Annotated in this window: 16 protein-coding genes and 1 tRNA gene; 7 read left to right on the forward strand and 10 right to left on the reverse strand. The window is 66.9% G+C overall.

Annotated elements, in window-relative coordinates:
- Positions 1 to 62 precede the first annotated feature (62 nt).
- The 3 genes from QUD34_RS06560 to QUD34_RS06570 all read left to right on the forward strand — a co-directional run bounded on the left by QUD34_RS06560 (position 63) and on the right by QUD34_RS06570 (position 4521).
- Positions 63 to 2174: a prolyl oligopeptidase family serine peptidase gene (locus QUD34_RS06560; RefSeq protein ID WP_286355800.1), complete on the forward strand. Its 2112-nt coding sequence runs from the start codon at positions 63 to 65 to the stop codon at positions 2172 to 2174.
- Positions 2175 to 2245: 71 nt separating this feature from the next.
- On the forward strand, positions 2246 to 4405 hold the full coding sequence (locus QUD34_RS06565) for a prolyl oligopeptidase family serine peptidase (protein ID WP_286355801.1): 2160 nt from the start codon (positions 2246 to 2248) through the stop codon (positions 4403 to 4405).
- A gap of 40 nt (positions 4406 to 4445) precedes the next feature.
- A tRNA-Thr gene (locus tag QUD34_RS06570) sits at positions 4446 to 4521 on the forward strand.
- A gap of 343 nt (positions 4522 to 4864) precedes the next feature.
- On the opposite strand, the gene QUD34_RS06575 is transcribed toward QUD34_RS06570, so the two are convergent.
- Positions 4865 to 5164, reverse strand: a complete 300-nt coding sequence (locus QUD34_RS06575) for a hypothetical protein (protein ID WP_286355802.1) — start codon at positions 5162 to 5164, stop codon at positions 4865 to 4867.
- Between the two features lie 115 nt (positions 5165 to 5279).
- Here QUD34_RS06575 and QUD34_RS06580 point away from each other — a divergent pair, with 115 nt between their 5' ends.
- Complete coding sequence (locus QUD34_RS06580) at positions 5280 to 5465, forward strand: hypothetical protein (RefSeq protein ID WP_286355803.1); 186 nt, start codon at positions 5280 to 5282, stop codon at positions 5463 to 5465.
- 13 nt (positions 5466 to 5478) lie between these two features.
- On the opposite strand, the gene QUD34_RS06585 is transcribed toward QUD34_RS06580, so the two are convergent.
- The 6 genes from QUD34_RS06585 to QUD34_RS06610 form a co-directional block, all read right to left on the reverse strand.
- Positions 5479 to 5910 (reverse strand): DUF6526 family protein, encoded by a 432-nt coding sequence (locus QUD34_RS06585; RefSeq protein WP_286355804.1) that lies wholly within the window; start codon positions 5908 to 5910, stop codon positions 5479 to 5481.
- Between the two features lie 25 nt (positions 5911 to 5935).
- The gene (arfB, locus tag QUD34_RS06590) at positions 5936 to 6361 is read right to left on the reverse strand and encodes an alternative ribosome rescue aminoacyl-tRNA hydrolase ArfB (protein WP_286355805.1); all 426 of its coding nucleotides are present in this window, start codon (positions 6359 to 6361) and stop codon (positions 5936 to 5938) included.
- A 21-nt stretch (positions 6362 to 6382) separates the two neighbouring features.
- The gene (locus tag QUD34_RS06595; RefSeq protein ID WP_286355806.1) at positions 6383 to 7696 is read right to left on the reverse strand and encodes an ABC transporter permease; all 1314 of its coding nucleotides are present in this window, start codon (positions 7694 to 7696) and stop codon (positions 6383 to 6385) included.
- A complete protein-coding gene (locus tag QUD34_RS06600) occupies positions 7689 to 8939 on the reverse strand; it encodes an ABC transporter permease (protein ID WP_286355807.1) in 1251 nt (416 codons plus the stop codon). The genes QUD34_RS06595 and QUD34_RS06600 overlap by 8 nt, the downstream gene beginning before the upstream one ends.
- Positions 8940 to 9626 (reverse strand): ABC transporter ATP-binding protein, encoded by a 687-nt coding sequence (locus tag QUD34_RS06605; protein ID WP_286355808.1) that lies wholly within the window; start codon positions 9624 to 9626, stop codon positions 8940 to 8942.
- Positions 9627 to 9734: 108 nt separating this feature from the next.
- A complete protein-coding gene (locus QUD34_RS06610) occupies positions 9735 to 10955 on the reverse strand; it encodes an efflux RND transporter periplasmic adaptor subunit (RefSeq protein ID WP_286355809.1) in 1221 nt (406 codons plus the stop codon).
- Between the two features lie 301 nt (positions 10956 to 11256).
- Here QUD34_RS06610 and QUD34_RS06615 point away from each other — a divergent pair, with 301 nt between their 5' ends.
- Positions 11257 to 11709: a hypothetical protein gene (locus QUD34_RS06615; protein WP_286355810.1), complete on the forward strand. Its 453-nt coding sequence runs from the start codon at positions 11257 to 11259 to the stop codon at positions 11707 to 11709.
- 64 nt (positions 11710 to 11773) lie between these two features.
- Here the strand turns inward: QUD34_RS06615 and QUD34_RS06620 are convergent, their stop codons facing one another.
- The 3 genes from QUD34_RS06620 to QUD34_RS06630 form a co-directional block, all read right to left on the reverse strand.
- The gene (locus QUD34_RS06620) at positions 11774 to 12943 is read right to left on the reverse strand and encodes an acetate/propionate family kinase (protein WP_286355811.1); all 1170 of its coding nucleotides are present in this window, start codon (positions 12941 to 12943) and stop codon (positions 11774 to 11776) included.
- Between the two features lie 73 nt (positions 12944 to 13016).
- Positions 13017 to 14615, reverse strand: coding sequence for a methyl-accepting chemotaxis protein (locus QUD34_RS06625; protein ID WP_286355812.1), 1599 nt, complete (start codon positions 14613 to 14615; stop codon positions 13017 to 13019).
- A 64-nt stretch (positions 14616 to 14679) separates the two neighbouring features.
- On the reverse strand, positions 14680 to 15618 hold the full coding sequence (locus tag QUD34_RS06630; protein ID WP_286355813.1) for a thiamine pyrophosphate-dependent dehydrogenase E1 component subunit alpha: 939 nt from the start codon (positions 15616 to 15618) through the stop codon (positions 14680 to 14682).
- A 17-nt stretch (positions 15619 to 15635) separates the two neighbouring features.
- Between QUD34_RS06630 and QUD34_RS06635 the strand changes: the two genes are divergently transcribed.
- Both QUD34_RS06635 and QUD34_RS06640 read left to right on the forward strand, forming a co-directional pair.
- Positions 15636 to 16118, forward strand: coding sequence for a GNAT family N-acetyltransferase (locus QUD34_RS06635; protein ID WP_286355814.1), 483 nt, complete (start codon positions 15636 to 15638; stop codon positions 16116 to 16118).
- Positions 16118 to 17473: a CCA tRNA nucleotidyltransferase gene (locus tag QUD34_RS06640; protein WP_286355815.1), complete on the forward strand. Its 1356-nt coding sequence runs from the start codon at positions 16118 to 16120 to the stop codon at positions 17471 to 17473. The genes QUD34_RS06635 and QUD34_RS06640 overlap by 1 nt, the downstream gene beginning before the upstream one ends.
- Positions 17474 to 17481 lie beyond the last annotated feature (8 nt).

The following is a 17481-nucleotide window of genomic DNA, read 5'->3' on the forward strand; positions in this document are numbered from 1 at the left end:
GCACGGCTGGGATTCGGGTTCGGATTGGTGTGAAAATGGCTGCCCGCTCGGAGGCTCGTCGCATGAGGATTCTTCCCATGGCCCTCGCCATCACCACCGCCCTGTCCGCCCAGACCCCCCTGACCTACCCGGCCACCCGCAAGGCCGAAGTCGTGGAGGATTTCTTCGGCACGAAAGTGGCCGATCCCTACCGCTGGCTTGAGGATGACAACAGCGCCGAGACCAAAGCCTGGGTGGAGGCCCAGAACAAGGTGACCTTCGGCTACCTGGAGCAGATCCCCGCGCGGGCGAAGATCCAGGAGCGCATCACCCGCCTCTGGGACTTCGAGAAATTCAGCGCGCCCTTCAAGCGGGGTAAGCGGTACTTCTACTCCTACAACACGGGGCTCCAGAACCAGTCCGTCCTGTTCGTCACCGAGGATCCCAAGGCCAAGGGCCGGGTGCTGCTCGATCCCAACGGCCTGAGCAAGGACGGCACCGTGGCCCTCAGCGGCGCGAGCTTCACGGAGGATGGCCGCCTCATGGCGTATTCCATCTCCGTGGCCGGCTCCGACTGGCAGACTTGGAAGGTCCGCGATGTGGCCACGGGCCAGGACCTGGCCGACGACATCCGCTGGTCCAAGGCCAGCGGGGCCTCTTGGCTGAAGGATGGCAGCGGCTTCTTCTACAGCCGCTACGAGGCTCCCAAGGACGGTGGGGCGCTGACCGGGGTCAACAACAACCACATGCTCTGCTTCCACAAGCTGGGCACCCCCCAGAGCGAGGATGTCCTCGTCTACCAGCGCCCCGACCAGCCCGAGTGGTACCTGGGCGGGTCCGTGACGGAGGATGGCCGCTGGCTGGTCATCTATGGCAGCAAGGGCACGAACCCCGAGACCAGCGTGTTCCTCAAGGATCTGACGAAGCCCGGCAGCCCCGTGGAGCCCTTCCTGGACCGCATGGACGCATCCTATGGCGTGGTGGACAACGAGGGCGACCGCTTCTTCGTGACCACCAACCAGGGCGCGCCGCGCAACCGCCTGGTGGCCATCCGGAAGGGCCAGGCCGATCCCTCCCATTGGACCGAGATCATCCCCCAGGCCAAGGGCAAGGATGTGCTGGAAGCCGTGTCGCTGGTGGGGGGCCGCTTCGTGGCCACCTGGATGCGGGATGCCCACTCCGCCGTGGAGTTCTACGACCTCAAGGGCAAGAAGACCGGCACCCTGGCCCTGCCGGCGCTGGGCACGGCGGGCGGTTTCGGCGGACGCCGCGAGGACACCGAGACCTTCTACACCTTCGGCAGCTTCGCCTATCCCGGAACCATCTACCGCCTGGACCTCAAGACGGGGAAGAGCGCCATCTTCCGCACGCCGAAGGTGGCCTTCAAGCCCGCGGACTATGAGGTGAAGCAGGTCTTCTACCCCAGCAAGGACGGCACGAAGATCCCCATGTTCCTGGTGCACAAGAAGGGCCTCAAGCTCGACGGCCAGAACCCGACCCTGCTCTACGGCTACGGTGGCTTCAACATCTCGCTGACCCCGGCCTTCTCCGTGTCCCGCATGGTCTGGCTGGAGATGGGCGGGGTCTTTGCCATGCCCAACCTGCGCGGCGGCGGCGAGTACGGCCTGGAGTGGTACGACGCCGGACGGAAGGACAAGAAGCAGAATGTCTTCGATGACTTCATCGCGGCGGCCGAGTGGCTCATCGCCCACAAAGTCACTTCCACGCCGAAGCTGGCCATCAATGGCGGGAGCAACGGTGGCCTGCTGGTGGGCGCCTGCCTCACCCAGCGGCCGGACCTCTTCGGCGCGGCCGTGCCCGAGGTGGGCGTCATGGACATGCTTCGCTTCCACAAGTTCACCCTGGGCTGGGGCTGGAAGAGCGACTACGGCAGCAGCGAGACGAAGGAGGGCTTCGACACCCTCATGAAGTATTCGCCCCTGCACACCATCAAGCCGGGCGTGAAGTATCCGCCGACGCTGGTGACCACCGGTGATCACGATGACCGGGTGGTGCCCGCCCACAGCCACAAGTTCACGGCCACCCTCCAGGCGGCCCAGGCTGGCCCGGTCCCCATCCTCACCCGCATCGAAACGAGCGCGGGGCACGGGGCTGGCAAGCCCACCGCCAAGGCCATCGCCGAGCGGGCCGATGTCTATGCCTTCCTCGTGAAGAACCTGGGCATGAAGCCCTGAAGGGCTGTTCCAACCTTGTGTTACGAGGTATTCTGAAGGGCATCCCCCCATGCCCTTCAGGAGGCCCCTTCATGCCGCGATCCCTGTCCCGAACCTGCCTGCTGCTGGCCCTCGCCGCCACGGCTCTGGTGGGTCAGATGCCCTTGTCTCAGCCGCCGTTGACCTATCCCGCCACCCGCAAGGGCGATGTGGTCGACGACTACCACGGAACCAAGGTGGCCGACCCCTACCGCTGGCTGGAGGATGACCACTCCGCCGAGACCGCGGCCTGGGTGGAGGCCCAGAACAAGGTGACCCAGGCCTACCTCGCGCAGATTCCGGAACGGAAGGCCATCGAGACCCGGATGACGCACCTCTGGAACTACGAGAAGTACGGCGCGCCCAGCAAGCACGGAAAGTACTACATCTATTCCTACAACTCGGGGCTCCAGAACCAGGCCGTCGTCTACCTCACGGAACGCCTGGAGGAGAAGGGCCGGGTGTTCTTCGATCCCAATGCCCTGAGCAAGGACGGCACCGTCTCCCTCGGGGGCATGCGCTTCAGCGAGGATGGCGCTTTCGTGGCCTACAGCCTGTCCAAGGGCGGCTCCGATGTGAGCACCTGGAAGGTGCGCAAGGTGGCCACGGGGGAGGATCTGCCGGACACCTTCCCGGCCGGGCGGCTGGGCGTGAATGCCTGGGCGAAGGATGGCAGCGGCTTCTACTACACCGATTATCCGAAGGTGGAGGCCGGCAAGGCCCTCACTGCCGTCTACAAGAACCAGAAGCTGTTCTTCCACAAGCTGGGGGATCCCGTCGAGAAGGATGCGGTGATCTACGAGCGGCCCGATCAGCCGGACTGGGGGTTCGGCGCCGCCGTGACCGACGACGGCCACTGGCTGGTGATCTCCCAGCGCCAGGGCACCGAGCGGAAGAACCGTGTCTTCCTGAAGGACCTCCGGAAGGCCGGCAGCCCCGTCGTTCCCCTGTTCAACCAGTACGACGGCGCCTACGCCATCCTGGGCAATGACGGCGACACCTTCTATGTGCACACCGATGCCGGTGCGCCGCGCCATCGGATCGTGGCCGTGGACCTCAAGGACCCGCAGCCGAAGGCCTGGAAGGATCTCATCCCCGAAGGGAAGGGGCGGGATGTCCTCGCAGCGGCCGACCTCTTCGGAGACACCTTCGCCGTCACCTGGAAGATCGATGCCCTCAACATCGTGAAGCTCTATGACCTGAAGGGGCGCTTCCTCAAGGAGATCAAGGCCGGAGGCCTGGGCAACCTCAGCGGCTTCAACGGCCGCCGCCAGGACACCGAGACCTTCTACACCTTCACCTCGTACAACCAGCCGCCCACCCTCTACCGCTACGACCTGAAGACGGGGACGAGCAGCGTGTTCCGCCAGCCCAAGGTGGACATCAAGCCCACGGACTTCGAGGTCAAGGAGGTTTTCTACCCCAGCAAGGACGGGACGAAGGTGCCCATGTTCCTGGCCTACAAGAAGGGGCTGAAGCTGGACGGTGCCAACCCCACGCTGCTCTACGCCTATGGTGGCTTCAACATCGCCCAGTCCCCCAACTACTCCCCCGTGGCCCAGGTCTGGATGGAGATGGGCGGCGTCTACGCCGTGGCCTGCCTGCGGGGCGGCAGCGAATACGGGAAGACCTGGTGGGAAGCGGGCCGGCGGGAGACGAAACAGAATGTCTTCGACGACTTCATCGCCGCGGGCGAGTGGCTCATCAAGGAGAAATACACCAGCACCCCCAAGCTCGCCATCCACGGCGGCTCCAATGGCGGCCTGCTGGTGGGCGCCTGCATGACCCAGCGCCCGGATCTCTTCGGCGCGGCGCTGCCGGCCGTGGGCGTGATGGACATGCTGCGGTACCACACCTTCACCATCGGGTGGATGTGGAAGAGCGACTACATGTCCAGCGACACCCCCGAGGGCTTCGCCAACCTCATCAAATACTCGCCGCTGCACAACCTGAAGCCCGGCGTGAAATACCCCCCGACGCTCGTCACCACGGGCGACCATGACGACCGCGTGGTGCCTGCCCACAGCCACAAGTTCATCGCCACCCTGCAGGCCGACCAGGCCGGCTCCGCCCCCGTGCTCACCCGCATCGAGACCAACGCGGGCCACGGCGCCGGCAAGCCCACCGCCAAGCAGATCGCCGAACGCGCCGACCAGTGGGCCTTCCTCGTCAAGAACCTGGGCATGAAGCTGCCCGCCGGCTTCGGCCGGTAGTTGATTCCCACGGCCTCCCAGGGCAAACTGGGAGGCCAGCGCCAACTTAGCTCAGCTGGTAGAGCAGCTGATTCGTAATCAGCAGGTCGCAGGTTCGAATCCTGTAGTTGGCTCCACACTTAGGCCCCTTTCGAGGGGCCTAAGCTTTGAGTTTCACGGGAATTTTACGGACTGCTTGAATACCACCTTCATGCGCCCGGTAACTCCCTTTTGGAAATGGAGACCGAGTCGTGCACCAGGAGAGTGACGAATCTTCGCTCTTCCGCCCCGGTTGGGGTGGCTACATGCCTCGATTGTTCGGCTGATGCGAACGCAACGGAGTATGAGGGCGGGCGGTCCGGCGTATCTTATGAGCATGTCTGCGGATGCCCTGGCTCAGACGCCGCGCCCTGTCTGTTCCTGGGCCTGCCGGGGGCACTGCCCGACTTGCCAGGCGCAGGGCCTGCGATCACGGGCGGTTCAGGGGGTACGCCTGAAAGGCACGACATTGCCGGCAGACTCGCCATCTGGTTCGGCGGAGGACCCGGCGGCTTCGATGTCTTCGATCCGGTAGCTGTTCTCCACGCCATTGTCCCAGCGAATGTAGTACGGCCGGGGAGCGGCGCCGGGCTTGTGGGGGCGGTCCTCAGCGGCCAGCACGGTGCCGGGGGCCCCTCCACCCTGGCCCTGCGGGACGAAGTGCGGCCAGGCGCCTCCATAAAAGGTCACGCCCGCGCGGGTGAGGCGTACCCGGTCACCGGGTTTGAATTCGAAGGCCATGGGCAGGTCCAAGTGAGGTGAGGAGGCTAAGCGATATTTCCGGCAATGTACTGTGAAACGAATTCTTTGAATCTGCTAACCTGCTCCCCAACACCCCCACAGCTCCGGAGGACCCATGCCGCCCGGAAACATGCGTACCAAGGCACCCGCCAAAGTGATCGAGCGATCGACCGCCGAGGCCTGCATTTCCATCGCCCGTCGGGTGCAGCAGGCCCAGCAGCTTTCGGGCGACGAGGCTGGTTCCACGGCGGCGAAGCAGATTGCGGAGGTCATCCGCCAGGAGTTGCTGCGCGAAAGCTAGGCGGAGAGGCGCTTCAGACCCGGAACGAATCCGGCCGCCAGGTCAGGATGCGCTTCTTGACGGCCTCTCCGCTCAGGTTCTGGTCGAGGACCTCCTGGACGCGATCCGCCAGTTCAGCGTCCGAGGCGAAGCGGAGGCCCACCATCTGCCTGACGGTGAGTTCGTGGATGCGGGCCTGCAACTCCGGGGGGAGCAGGCGCTGCATCCTGAGGGTCTCCTCCAGGCGGATCAGCCGATCCTGCACCTTCAGCGCGTACCCGCGCACCTGCAGGGCCAGCAGCAGGATGGCGATGGCCAGGACGGCCACCCAGGTGGCGTGGAGGCTCGGGAATTTGAAGAGATGCCGGATGGTCGCGACGACCGTGACCAGGAAGACCGGGATCAGGATGAAATGCATGAGGGGATCGAAGCGACGGTGGTTCGCGTAGGTCTGAGGCGCGGACATGGGGTCTCCGGAGGGAAATCCCAGCTTACTCCAGCGGGCCGCTGCGGTGCCGCTTGAGGTGCGAGGCCCGCTTCTTGGCGTCCAGCCGCCGCTCCTTCGAGGCCTTCGTGGGGCGGGTGGCGCGCCTTGGAATGGGCCGCACCAGAGCTGCCCGGATGGCGTCGGCGGCCTTCTCCCGGGCGTCCTCGAGATTCTTCAGCTGATCGCGGGTGCGGTCGCTGATCACGATCCACAGGCCCTCCGCATCCAGCCGGTTGCGCTGGGAGGCCCGGAGCCGGAGCAGCGCGTCCTCGGGCAGACCCTCGATGGCGGCAAGGTCGATGCGCAGCTCCACCTTGGAAGACACCTTGTTCACATTCTGCCCGCCGGCGCCGCCGGCACGCACCGCCTTGAAGCGGATCGCGTCGCCGGGAACGCGGACGGAGGCGGTGACTTGGATGGGATCGGCCATGAAGCGATCCTAACGCCCCTTTCAGCGCATCGCCTCCATGGGGCTGAGGCGCATGGCGCGGAAGGCGGGATAGAGGCCGAATACCAGGGCCAGGGCCAGGGCCACGATCCAGGCGGTGATCAGGCCGATGGGGTTCACCACCAGGCCGTAGGGGAAGTTGGCGGAAAGCGCCTGGCAGAGCAGGCCGCCGGAGAGGGTCCCGAGCAGGGCGCCGATGGCGGCCAGCACCACGGCCTCCAGGAGGAACTGGATGAAGATCTCGTGATCAGAGGCCCCCAGGGCCTTGCGGAGGCCGATCTCGAAGCGGCGGTCGCTGAAGCTGATGAGCATCACCGACAGCACCCCCACGCCGCCCACCAGGAGGACGGTCCCGGCCAGGCTCAGCAGCACCACCTGCCAGCCATGCATCTGCTCCAGGAAGTTCTGGTAGGCCTTGGCGGCCTCGGCGTCCAGGTCCACGATTTCCGCGTCCTCGATGCCGTGGTGCGCCTGGCGGACCCGGCCCAGCAGCATGGCGGAGACCTCCCCCATGTCCTCGGTGCGGCGCAGCTTCACGGTGACCTGGGCCAGCTTGTGGGCCGGGTCCATGCGGTCCATGTAGGTCTCGAGGGGAATCAGGATGCCGTTGGCATCGGTGTAGTTCTCCTCGTTGAAGATCTGGCCCGGAGCCTGCACGCCCACGATGCGGAAGGGCACACCCTCCACCACCAGGTCGCGGCCCACGGGATCCCCGCCGCCGAAGAGCTTGGAGGCGAGCGTGGCGCCCACCACGGCGACGGTGGACCGGCGGCGCTGGTCGTCCTCGGTGAGACCGCGGCCGAGGCCGATGGGGCGGTTCATCCAGGTGGCGTAGTCCGGGGAGACGCCCGTGACGAAGATGCGTTCCGTGTCTCCGGTGATGCGCACGGACGAGGTGCGCTGGGCCCGGGGCAGGAAGGCCAGCACCTTGGGATGCGGGGTCGTGAGGCGGGGGACATCCTCGTAGCGCAACCCGGGGCTCATGTTGAAGCGCTTGCGCTCTTCTCCGGTCTCGGGGGTCTTCTGGGTGATGCGCACGGTCCCGTCCCAGCTCATGCCGGCGAAACCCGTGCTGATCTTGTCCATGATGCCGTCCAGCACGGAGGTCATCACCACCAGGGCGAAGACGCCGAGCATGAGCAGGGTCAGGGTGAGCAGGCTGCGGACTTTATGGGCCCAGAGCTCCACCAGGCCCGTGCGGACCACCTCCCAGAGCATGCCCGCACTGAAGCCGCGGGTGCGCGCCGCCGGGGCGGGCGCCTCGCCATCCAGCAGGGAAGGGCCGGGGGAACGGAGGATGAAGGTCTCGTCACTCATAACGGAGGGCCTCCATGGGGGACAGCCGCGAGGCCTTCCAGGCAGGGTAGAGCGCGAACAGGAAGCCGAAGACGGCCGCCAGCCCGTAGGCCCAGAGGAAGCTGGCCGGAGTCATGTAGAGCGGGATCCCGATGCTCTTGGTGATGACCCAGGAGAAGCCGACACCGAGCACCAGGCCGGCCAGCCCGCCCAGGGCGGTGAGCAGCAGGGCCTCGGTCATGAAGCCCTTGAAGATCTCGCGGCCCGAGGCCCCGATGGCCATCTTCACGCCCACTTCGCGCACGCGCTCCTTGAGGCCGGCCATCTGGATGTTCACATTGACGATGCCGCCGCCGATCAGGGCCAGCACGCCCGAGAGCATGAAGATGATGTCGTAGACGCTCTCCTGGCTGTCGCGGCGCCGGATGCGGGCGGCCACATCGTCCAGGCGGAAGTCCTCCTGGAGGCGGTGGTTGGCCTTCACCAGGTTGGAGAGCTGCTTGGAGAAGGCGCCCATGACATTGAGGTCGGGGATGCGGAAGGTGACCCGGTCCACGCGGCGATAGGCGTCTCCGTTCATGCGGCGCTGCACCAGATTGGCGGGGACGGCGATGATGCGGTTCCGCCACCAGAACTGGTTGCGCTGGTTTTCACGGAAGCGGAAGACGCGCTCCCGGAAGGTGCCAATGACGGTGACGGGAATGTCCCCGATGCGCAGGGTCTGTCCCAGGGCATCGCCCTTGGGGAAGAAGATGTTGGCGGCCTCGGTGCCGAGGATGACGACCGGGGCGCCCACTTCCATCTCGGCATTGGAAAAGCCGCGCCCCTGGGCCACCTCGTAGCCATTGGTCGGAACGAAGTCGCCGGCGATGCCGCTGATCTGCCGGTCCTGGTCCGCATAGGCCGAGACCACCCGCGAACGGGCGTTCTTCTGCCGGCTCACGCCCTGGATGGCATCGGCCCTCAGGGCTTCGCCGCCGATGGCGTCCGCGTCGCGCAGGCCCAGGTTGGCCTGCTGCATCGCCGTGGGGCGCCCGTCGCGCACGGCCGCCTTGGGCTGGACATTCAGTTTGTCGAGGCCGCCCATTTTGATGTACATCTGGTCGGCGCGCTTGCGCTGGCTGTCGGAGATGGAGAAGCCGCCCAGCACCGAGGCCACGCCCAGGAGCACGCCCAGGGCCTGCAGGATCGAGCGGCCGAGGTTCTCCCGGATCTCGACCCAGGCCCCGAGCAGCCGCTCGCGGAAGGCGCCGGTGGTCGCCATCTAGGCCACTCCCTCGGCTAGGGCGATCAGTCCGTCCCGGATCTCCACGCGGCGTTCGGCCTGGGCGGCGATGGAGGGGTCATGGGTGACGAGCAGCAGCGTGTTCCCCTGTCGGTGGAGCTCCCGGAAGAGATCGAGCACTTCTGCACCGGTCTTGGAGTCCAGTGCCCCCGTGGGTTCGTCCGCCAGCAGGAGGGCGGGTTCGTTGGCCAGCGCGCGGGCCACGGCCACGCGCTGCTTCTGCCCGCCGGAGAGGGTGCCCGGCAACTTGTCGGCCTTGTCCGCGATGCCCACTTTCTCGAGCAGCGCGAGGGCCCGCTCCCGGCGCTCCCTGCGGCCCACGCCGGCGTAGAGCATGGGGAGTTCCACATTGCGGGCGATGCTCGCCTTGGGGAGGAGGTTGTAGCTCTGGAAGACGAAGCCGACCTTCTCGTTGCGGATCCGGGCCAGGTCGCCGCCGGAGAGCCCCTGGACCTGGCGTCCATCCAGGGTGTAGCTGCCTCCAGTGGGCAGGTCCAGGCAGCCTAGGATGGCCATGAGGGTGGATTTGCCCGAGCCCGAGGGGCCGATGAGGGCCACGAACTCGCCCTTCTCCACGGTGAGGTCGATGCCGCGCAGGGCGTGCACCGCCGTGCCGTTGGCGCCGTAGACCTTGGTGAGGCCTTCTGTCTGGATGATCGTGGACATGCGATTCCTCAGTGGAGCAGGGTCCCGAGGGAGGCGGAGGCCGACCGAAGGGCGGGGGTGCGGGGGGACATCACGAGCGAAGCGAGCAGGCGGTCCCCCCGCGGAGCATCAGTTGTTCTCATCGTCCTTCTCGACCTTCTTCTTGCTGGGGTCTTCCAGGCTCACCTGGTCGTTGGCTTTGAGGCCCGAGAGGATCTCCACGCGCTCGAGGGTGGCGATGCCGGCCTTCACGGGCACCACCTCGAAGTAGTCCTTCCAGTGGTCGGAGAGCCAGATGAACTTGCCGCGGCCGCTGAGGCCCTCCTTGGCCTTGGCGAGGTCCTGGGGCGAGAGATTCTCCTTCAGGCGGTAGACCACGGTCTGGCCATCCCGGCGCTGCAGAGCCTCGAGTGGCACGCTGACGGCCTTGTCGCGCTTCTCGCCGAGGATCTCCACATTGGCGCTCATGCCGGTCTTGAAGGCCTCGGTCAGCTCATCCAGGGCCACCTCGACCTTGAAGACCTTGATCTTCTCCACCAGATCCGCGGCCGGGGCCACGAAGCGCACCTTGCCGGTGAAGGCCCGCTGAGGATAGGCGTCCAGCGTGATGCGGACGGGCTGGCCCACCTTCACTTTGGCGATGTCCACCTCGTTGAGGTTCACCTTCACGATGAGCGAGCCCAGGTCCGCCACGGTGAACACGACGGTCCCCGCGTTGAAGGAGCTGACGCCGGAGGTGATGGTGTCGCCCAGCTCCACACCCTTCTTGATGACCACGCCGTTCATGGGAGCCGTGACCCGGGCCTTCTGGGTGGAGGCGTTGCCGCTGATGGGGATGCCCCGGTCCTCCACGATCTGATAGCGGGTCTGGGCGCTCTTGTAGGTCTCCTCCGCGAGGTCCCGCGTGGTGCGGGCGGACCGGAAGACCTGATCCGAGATGAGGCCTTCCTTGAAGAGGGCCGACTGCTGGGCGAAATCGCGCTCCGCATTCTTGAAGCTCACCCGGGCCTGGGAGACGCTGCCCTGCACATCGGACAGGGTCTGGGCCTGGTTCACATCGGGCTCGACTTCCGCCAGCACCTCGCCGGCCTTCACGGTGGCGCCCTCGCGGACCTTCAGGCCCACGATGCGGCCCGACACGGTGGATTTCACATCCACCTTGGTGAGGGGGTCCACCATGCCGACCTCGCGGACGCTCACCTGGAGATCCTCGGCCTGGACCTTCCCCAACCGGAACGGAGTGCTCGCCTCGGCCTTCTTGCCCTTGCCGTCGCTGCCCTTGAGGGTGAAGAACATGCCGGCCGCCAAGGCGGCTCCGGCCACGGTTACGATGACCCATCGCTTCTGCATGGAACCCCCAGATGGGAAAGACGCCGGACCTGCCGGGATGATGGAATGCCTACGGCCCAGAGTCTGGGGCCGTTTAGGGGCGGTCTTCGGCGGGCTGTCGGAGGGCGCCGGCCAGGGGTCGGGACCTCCGGGGAAGGGCCTGTGTGGCGTCTCGCCACGCGCGATGTGGCAACGATCCACAAAATGGGCGTTAAACCTTATTTAACTTGTATTGGATGAATTATTTGCAAAATGGCACGAGGGCGGCATGAAGGACTGCGGGACGATTCCCCATCGCGGCCAGGCCGCATCGGAGCACACCATGTCCAACACCTCGAAGCGCGTGGCTCTCCTCGTGGCGGCCGGCCTCATCGGCGCCTCCCTCATGGCCCAGACCCCCGCCCTTCCGCCGACGGGCCAGCAGGTGGAGCGGAAGGGCGAGCGCATCGAGCGCCGGGGCGAAGCCCAGGAGCGCAAGGGCGAGCGTCAGGAGCGGCGCGGCGAACGGAACGAGCGCCAGGGCGAGCGCAAGGAACGGCAGGGCGCCCGCCTGGAGAAGAAGGGCGAGGCCCTCGAGGCCCAGGGCAGGGTGAAGGCCGGCGAGGCTCTCGAGCGCAAGGGCGAACGCCGTGAAACCGTGGGCGCCGCCCAGGAAGCCAAGGGCGCGCGGCAGCAGGTCCGCGGCGAGCGGAACCAGCGGCAGGGCGAGCGCAAGGAGCGCCGGGGCGAGCGGGTGCAGCGCAAGGGCGAGGCCCTGGAGGCCAAGGGCAAGTAGCGCTTCCGTCCCTCATGAAAGCGGCCCCCGGGAAGGGGGCCGCTTTCATGAACCGGGAAACGGGCTATCGCACGGTCTCACGCGCGATCATCAGCTCCTCGTTGGTGGGAACCACCGTGACGACCACGCGGGAATCCGGGGTGCTGATGATCCGTTCACCGGTGCCGTGCTCGTTGGCCTCAGGATCGAGCTTCACGCCCAGGAAGCCGAGCTTGCTGCAGACCTTGGCGCGGACATAGGTGCTGTGGGTGCCGATGCCGGCGGTGAAGGTGATGGCATCCACGCCGTCCAGGACGGTGGCGTAGGATCCGATGAACTGCCGCACATTGTAGGTCAGGAGGTCGCGGGCCAGGCGGGCGCGGTCATTGCCACTCTCGGCGGCCAGTTCGATCTCGCGGAAGTCGGAGGACACGCCGGAAATGCCCAGCAGCCCTGATTTCTTGTTCAGCAGGTCGGTGATGGCGGCGTAGTCCAGGTGCTCGTATTCCATGAGCATTTCCACCACGCTGGGATCGATGGTGCCGCAGCGGGTGCCCATGATGACCCCCTGGAGCGGCGTCATGCCCATGCTGGTGTCCACGCTCTTGCCGTGGTCCACGGCGCAGATGCTGGTGCCGTTGCCAATGTGGCAGGTGATGATCTTCAGGGCCCGGAGGGGGCGGCAGAGCAGGATGGCGGTGCGGGCCGCCACGAAGGCGTGGCTGGTGCCGTGGAAGCCATAGCGTCGGATGCCGTATTTCTGGCTCAATTCGTAGGGGATGCCGTAAGTGCGGGCATGATCCGGGATGTTGTGGTGGAAGGCCGTGTCGAAGACCGCCACATGGGGCACATCCGGGAAGGTCTCCTTGGCCACTCGGATGCCCAGGGCGTTCGCGGGGTTGTGGAGCGGGGCGTACATCGCGAAGGCCTCGATGTCGTGCAGCACCTCGTCGGTCACCAGCACGGAGTCGCCGTACTTGGGACCGCCGTGCACCACCCGGTGGCCCACGGCGTGGACGGGCGTGTCGTGCAGCACGCCGGCATGGAGGCGCTCCAGGATGGCCTCCAGGGCCTCCCGGTGGGTCGGCAGGGCCAAGGTCTCCTTCCGCTTATCCCCGTCGATGGTGCAGGCGAGGATGGCGTCATTGAGGCCGATGCGCTCGGCCATGCCTTCGGCGATGGAGACTTCCTTCCCCATGTCGAACAGGTTGAACTTCAGACTCGACGAGCCGGCATTCAGAACGAGAACGAACACGGTATCCCCCATAGTCGGACCAGTCTACCGGTCTGACCATGTGACCAGAGCCGCATTGTCGATGAACCGGTCGTCATGAAAGCCGGAAGCGGTGGGTGAGGGTCTGCAGTTGCTGGGCGAGGTTGGCCAGCTCCTCGGTGGTCCGGGCCGTCTCCTGGACCGTTGCCGACAGCTCCGTGGCGGCGGAGGCATTGCGCTCCACCATCTGGGTGGCGGATCCCATGGCCTGCACCACCTCCTCGCTGGCCCGGCCCTGCTCATCCATGGCGCTGGCGATCTCCTTCAGCTGGCCCGCGTTGTCCCGCACATTCCCTTCGATGCGTTCCAGGCTGCGGGCGGCTTCCTTCACGGAGGCGGCGCCATGCCCGACGCGCTCGCTGCTCTCCTGGATGAGGGCCGTGATCTCCTTGGCGGCGGCGCCGCTGCGCTCGGCCAGCTTCCGCACTTCCTCGGCCACCACGGCGAAGCCCTTGCCCATGGTCCCGGCCTTGGCCGCCTCGATGGCCGCGTTCAGGGAGAGCAGGTTCGTCTGGCGGGCGATGTCGGTGATGACGGTGGTGATCCGGCTGACCTTCGAGGAACTCTCCTCGATGGCCTCCATGGCCTTGCCGGTCTCCTGGACCGAGGTCAGGCCAAGGCGCCCCGCCTCCTGGGACCGGGAGGCCAGCTCCTCGGCGCGCTGGGTGCTCTGCTTGACCTGCTGGATGTTGGCGTTCATCTGCTCGAGGGCGGCGGAGGACCGCTCCATGGCCAGCCGCTCCTGTTCCGTGCTGCGCCGGAGTTCCTCGGTGGTGCGGTTCACCTGCTCGGTGGTGGCGGCCAGTTCCGTCGCGCTTGAGGCCGTCCCCTCGGCCGATTGGGCGATGGCCTGGATGTCGTGACGGAGGCCCTCGATGACATGGCGGAGCCCCGAGGCCACCTGGGCAAGTTCATCCTTGCCCGCGACCTGGGGCAGCTGGGTGAGATCCCCCTTGGCGAGACCGTCCATGACCGTCTCGATGGTCTGGGCCTTCTGGCCCACCTGGGATCCGATGGTGCGGCTCATGAAGGCGCCGATGAGGATGGCGGCGGCGCTGACGCCCAGAATCCAGGCTTTCCCGAGGGTGGAATGGCGGGCGTCCTCCTTGATGCCGACCTCCGCGGCCACTTCCGAAGCCTTCTGGAGCTTGAGCATCCGGTCCCGGGAGGTGCGCATGATGTCCACATTGCCTTCCAGCAGGCTGGAAATGGTCTTGGGGTTCCGATCCGCGCGGGCCTGGGCCAGCAGGGCCGGGAAGGCCGCGTCGTACTTCTTGAAGGCCTGGACGGCTTCATCGAGGAGCGCGCGTTCATCACCGGACCAAGAGAGGGTCTGAAGAGTGGCCATGTCCTTCTGGAGGGTGTCCGAATATTCCTTCAGCTTGCCCTCGCGGAGCGTGATGTAGTCGGCATCAGCGGCCCCGCCGATCATGCTGGTGTGGAGCGTCCTGAAGAGGTTCATGCCGTTCAGGACCCGGGAGAGGGTGGCGGTCTTCACCAGCTGGGTGGCCACATCCCGCTGCCCGGCCTGGAGCTCGTCCACGGTGAACCATCCGAGGCCGCCCACCAGGGCCAAGGCGAGGATCTGGATGCCGAGGAGAAGGTTGAATTTTCCCCGCATTTTCAGGCTGTCTGTGATTTTTCCGATGCCCATGACCCACCTCGATGCTTCTTTATCGGGTGAGTCGCGCATCCGGTTGAATCAGGGCATGGCGATTTCAGGCTGAAAAAAGGCCCGACTCCAGAGAGCTGGGATCCGGCCAGGGAGCCTCCAGCGCTGCCTCGGCGGCAGCCAGGAGCTCTGCTTCCAGTCGGGTGGTGAGATCGGGTTCGGGAATCCAGCCTTGCTGGTTCAGCCAGGCCACGAAGCGGGGCAGGGGATCCTTGGCTTCCCACTCCGCCAGGAGCTGCGGATCCACATAGCGCTGATCGTCATGCTCGGCGTGTCCCTTCATGCGGAAGGTCTCGCAGACGAGGAAGACCGGGCCGTCGCCCTCCAGGCAACGCTGCCGGGCCTGAACGGCGGCCTCGTAGACCGCCGAGGCGTCGTTGCCGTCCACGGTGAGGGTGAAGGCGCCCTGGGCGCGCAGCGACATGCCGCCGGCCATCTGGCGGTCGGGGGGCGTGGAAAAGGCGTAGCCATTGGCTTCACCCACCACGATCAGAGGCAGCTTCTGCACCACGGCGAAATTGAGCCCCTCGTAGAAGGCGCCGGTGGAGCTGCCGCCGTCGCCGATCCAGGTCATGGCCACGCGTCGCTCGCCCTTCTGCCGGAAGGACAGCGCCACGCCCGCCATCACGGGGATGAGGGCCCCGAGCATGGAGGTGGGGGCGATGATCCCCCGCGCCACCGAGCCGAAATGGTTGTTGTGCTCGCGGCCGCCCGAAGGGCTGGTGGCGCGGCCCAGGTACTGCAGGAAGATCTCCTCCGGCGTCACGCCGCGGACGAACATGGATCCCAGGTTGCGGATCATCGGGGCGATGACATCATCCGGGCCCAGGGCCATGGCCGTGGCGCAGGCCGTGGCTTCCTGGCCCAGGCTGCGGTAGACGCTCCCGAGGGTCTGGCCCTGGCGGAAGAGCTTCACCAGGCGCTCCTCCGTGAGCCGGGTGAGCAGCATGGCCTCGTGAAGGCGCAGGGCGGTGTCGCGGTCCATGAGGGTAGGATAATCGGATGCTGACCCTCCGTCCCGCCGTTCCCGCCGACGCCCCGCTGATCCTCCATTACATCCGCGAACTGGCGGAGTACGAGCGGGAACCGGAGGCGGCCGTGGCCACGGAGGCCGACCTCCACCGCTGGGCCTTCTCGGAGCATCCTCTGGTGAAGGTGACCATGGCCGAGTGGGCCGGCGAGCCTGCCGGATTCGCCCTCTGGTTCCTGAACTTCAGCACCTGGGAGGGCAAGCCCGGCATCTACCTCGAGGATCTGTTCGTGCGCCCGGCCTTCCGGGGCAAGGGCATCGGCAAGGCCCTGTTGCAGCACCTCGCGGCCCTGGCGGTGAAGGAGGGCTGGACGCGCTTCGTCTGGCAGGTGCTGGACTGGAACACGCCGGCCATCGAGTTCTACGAAGCCCACGGGGCCAAAGTCATGCGGCCCTGGCTCACCTGTCGGGTCGAGGGTGAGGCCCTCGCCAGGCTGGCCGAAGGCGCCGGCTGATGTGGGAACCCCTGCTGCGCCTGAAGGCGGCCCTGGGCCCCGAGGCGGAGCTGGTGGTCGTGGGGGGCGCCGTCCGGGATGAGCTGCTGGGGCGCCCCCATGCCGACTGGGATCTGGCGACGAAGCTGCTGCCCCGGGCCGTGATGGCCCGGGCCCAGGCCGCGGGGCTCCGCGCCATCCCCACCGGCCTCCAGCACGGCACGGTGACGGTGCTGCTGGAGGACCGTCCCGTCGAGATCACGACCTTCCGCAGCGACGGCGACTACCTGGACGGGCGCCATCCCGATTCGGTGCGGCTGGGCGTCACCTTGAACGAGGATCTCTCCCGGCGCGATTTCACCATCAACGCCATGGCCCTTCCCGTGGGGGGCGGCGATCTGGTCGATCCCTTCGGCGGCCAGCGGGATCTCGAGTCCCGGATCATCCGGGCCGTGGGCGCGCCCCTGCAGCGGTTCGCGGAGGACGGCCTGCGCACGCTGCGGGCCTGCCGCTTTGCGGCCCAGCTGGGCTTCGATGTGGAGGTCGCCACCCTCGAGGCCATTTCCGAACGGCTGGCCGTGGCCCGAAAGGTATCCGTGGAGCGGGTCTGCACGGAGTTCACCAAGCTGCTCTGCGGCGCGGAACCCCATCGCGGGCTGGACCTCCTGGCCCGGACGGGGCTGCTGGACCTCTGGCTGCCCGAGCTCCGGCCCATGCTCGGGTGCGGTCAGAACCGCCATCACCGCTTCGATGTGTGGACCCACACCCTGGAGACGGCCCGCCTGGTTCCGGCGGAACCCGGACTGCGCTGGGCGGCCCTGCTGCACGATGTCGGCAAGCCCGGCGCGCGCGCGCTCGGGCCGGACGGCGAGATCCACTTCCATGATCACGAGCGCCAGTCGCTGGAGATCGCAGCGAGGATCCTGGGGCGCCTGAAGGTCGCCCAGGCTTTGCAGAAGGATGTGCTCGCCCTGGTGCGGCATCACGGCGCCCATCCCCTGGCGGAATGGAGCGATGCGGCCTGCCGGCGCTTCCTGCGGCGCCTGTCGGAGGATGGCCTCGACCTGGCGCGCTGGGCGGCCTTCCGCCTGGCCGATCAACGCGCCAAGGGGATGGATCTGGCGGCCCGGGAGCTAGACCACGCGGCCATCTTGAGCCGCCTGGAGGCGCTGGCCGCGGCTTCGCCGCCCCTGTCCGTGAAGGCGCTCGCCCTGGACGGCGCGGCCCTCATGCGCCTGGCGGGCCGGGGGGGCGGCCCTTGGCTGGGAGAGCTTCAGAGGCAGCTGCTCGAGGCCGTCGTCGAGGAGCCCGCCCTCAACGCGCCCGAAGCTTTGGCGGAGCTGGCGAAACAGAAGCTCATGGCGGGCGGGTTCTAAATCATCCG

Origin of the sequence: Geothrix oryzae, assembly GCF_030295385.1 — a bacterium.
Lineage (GTDB): Bacteria > Acidobacteriota > Holophagae > Holophagales > Holophagaceae > Geothrix > Geothrix oryzae.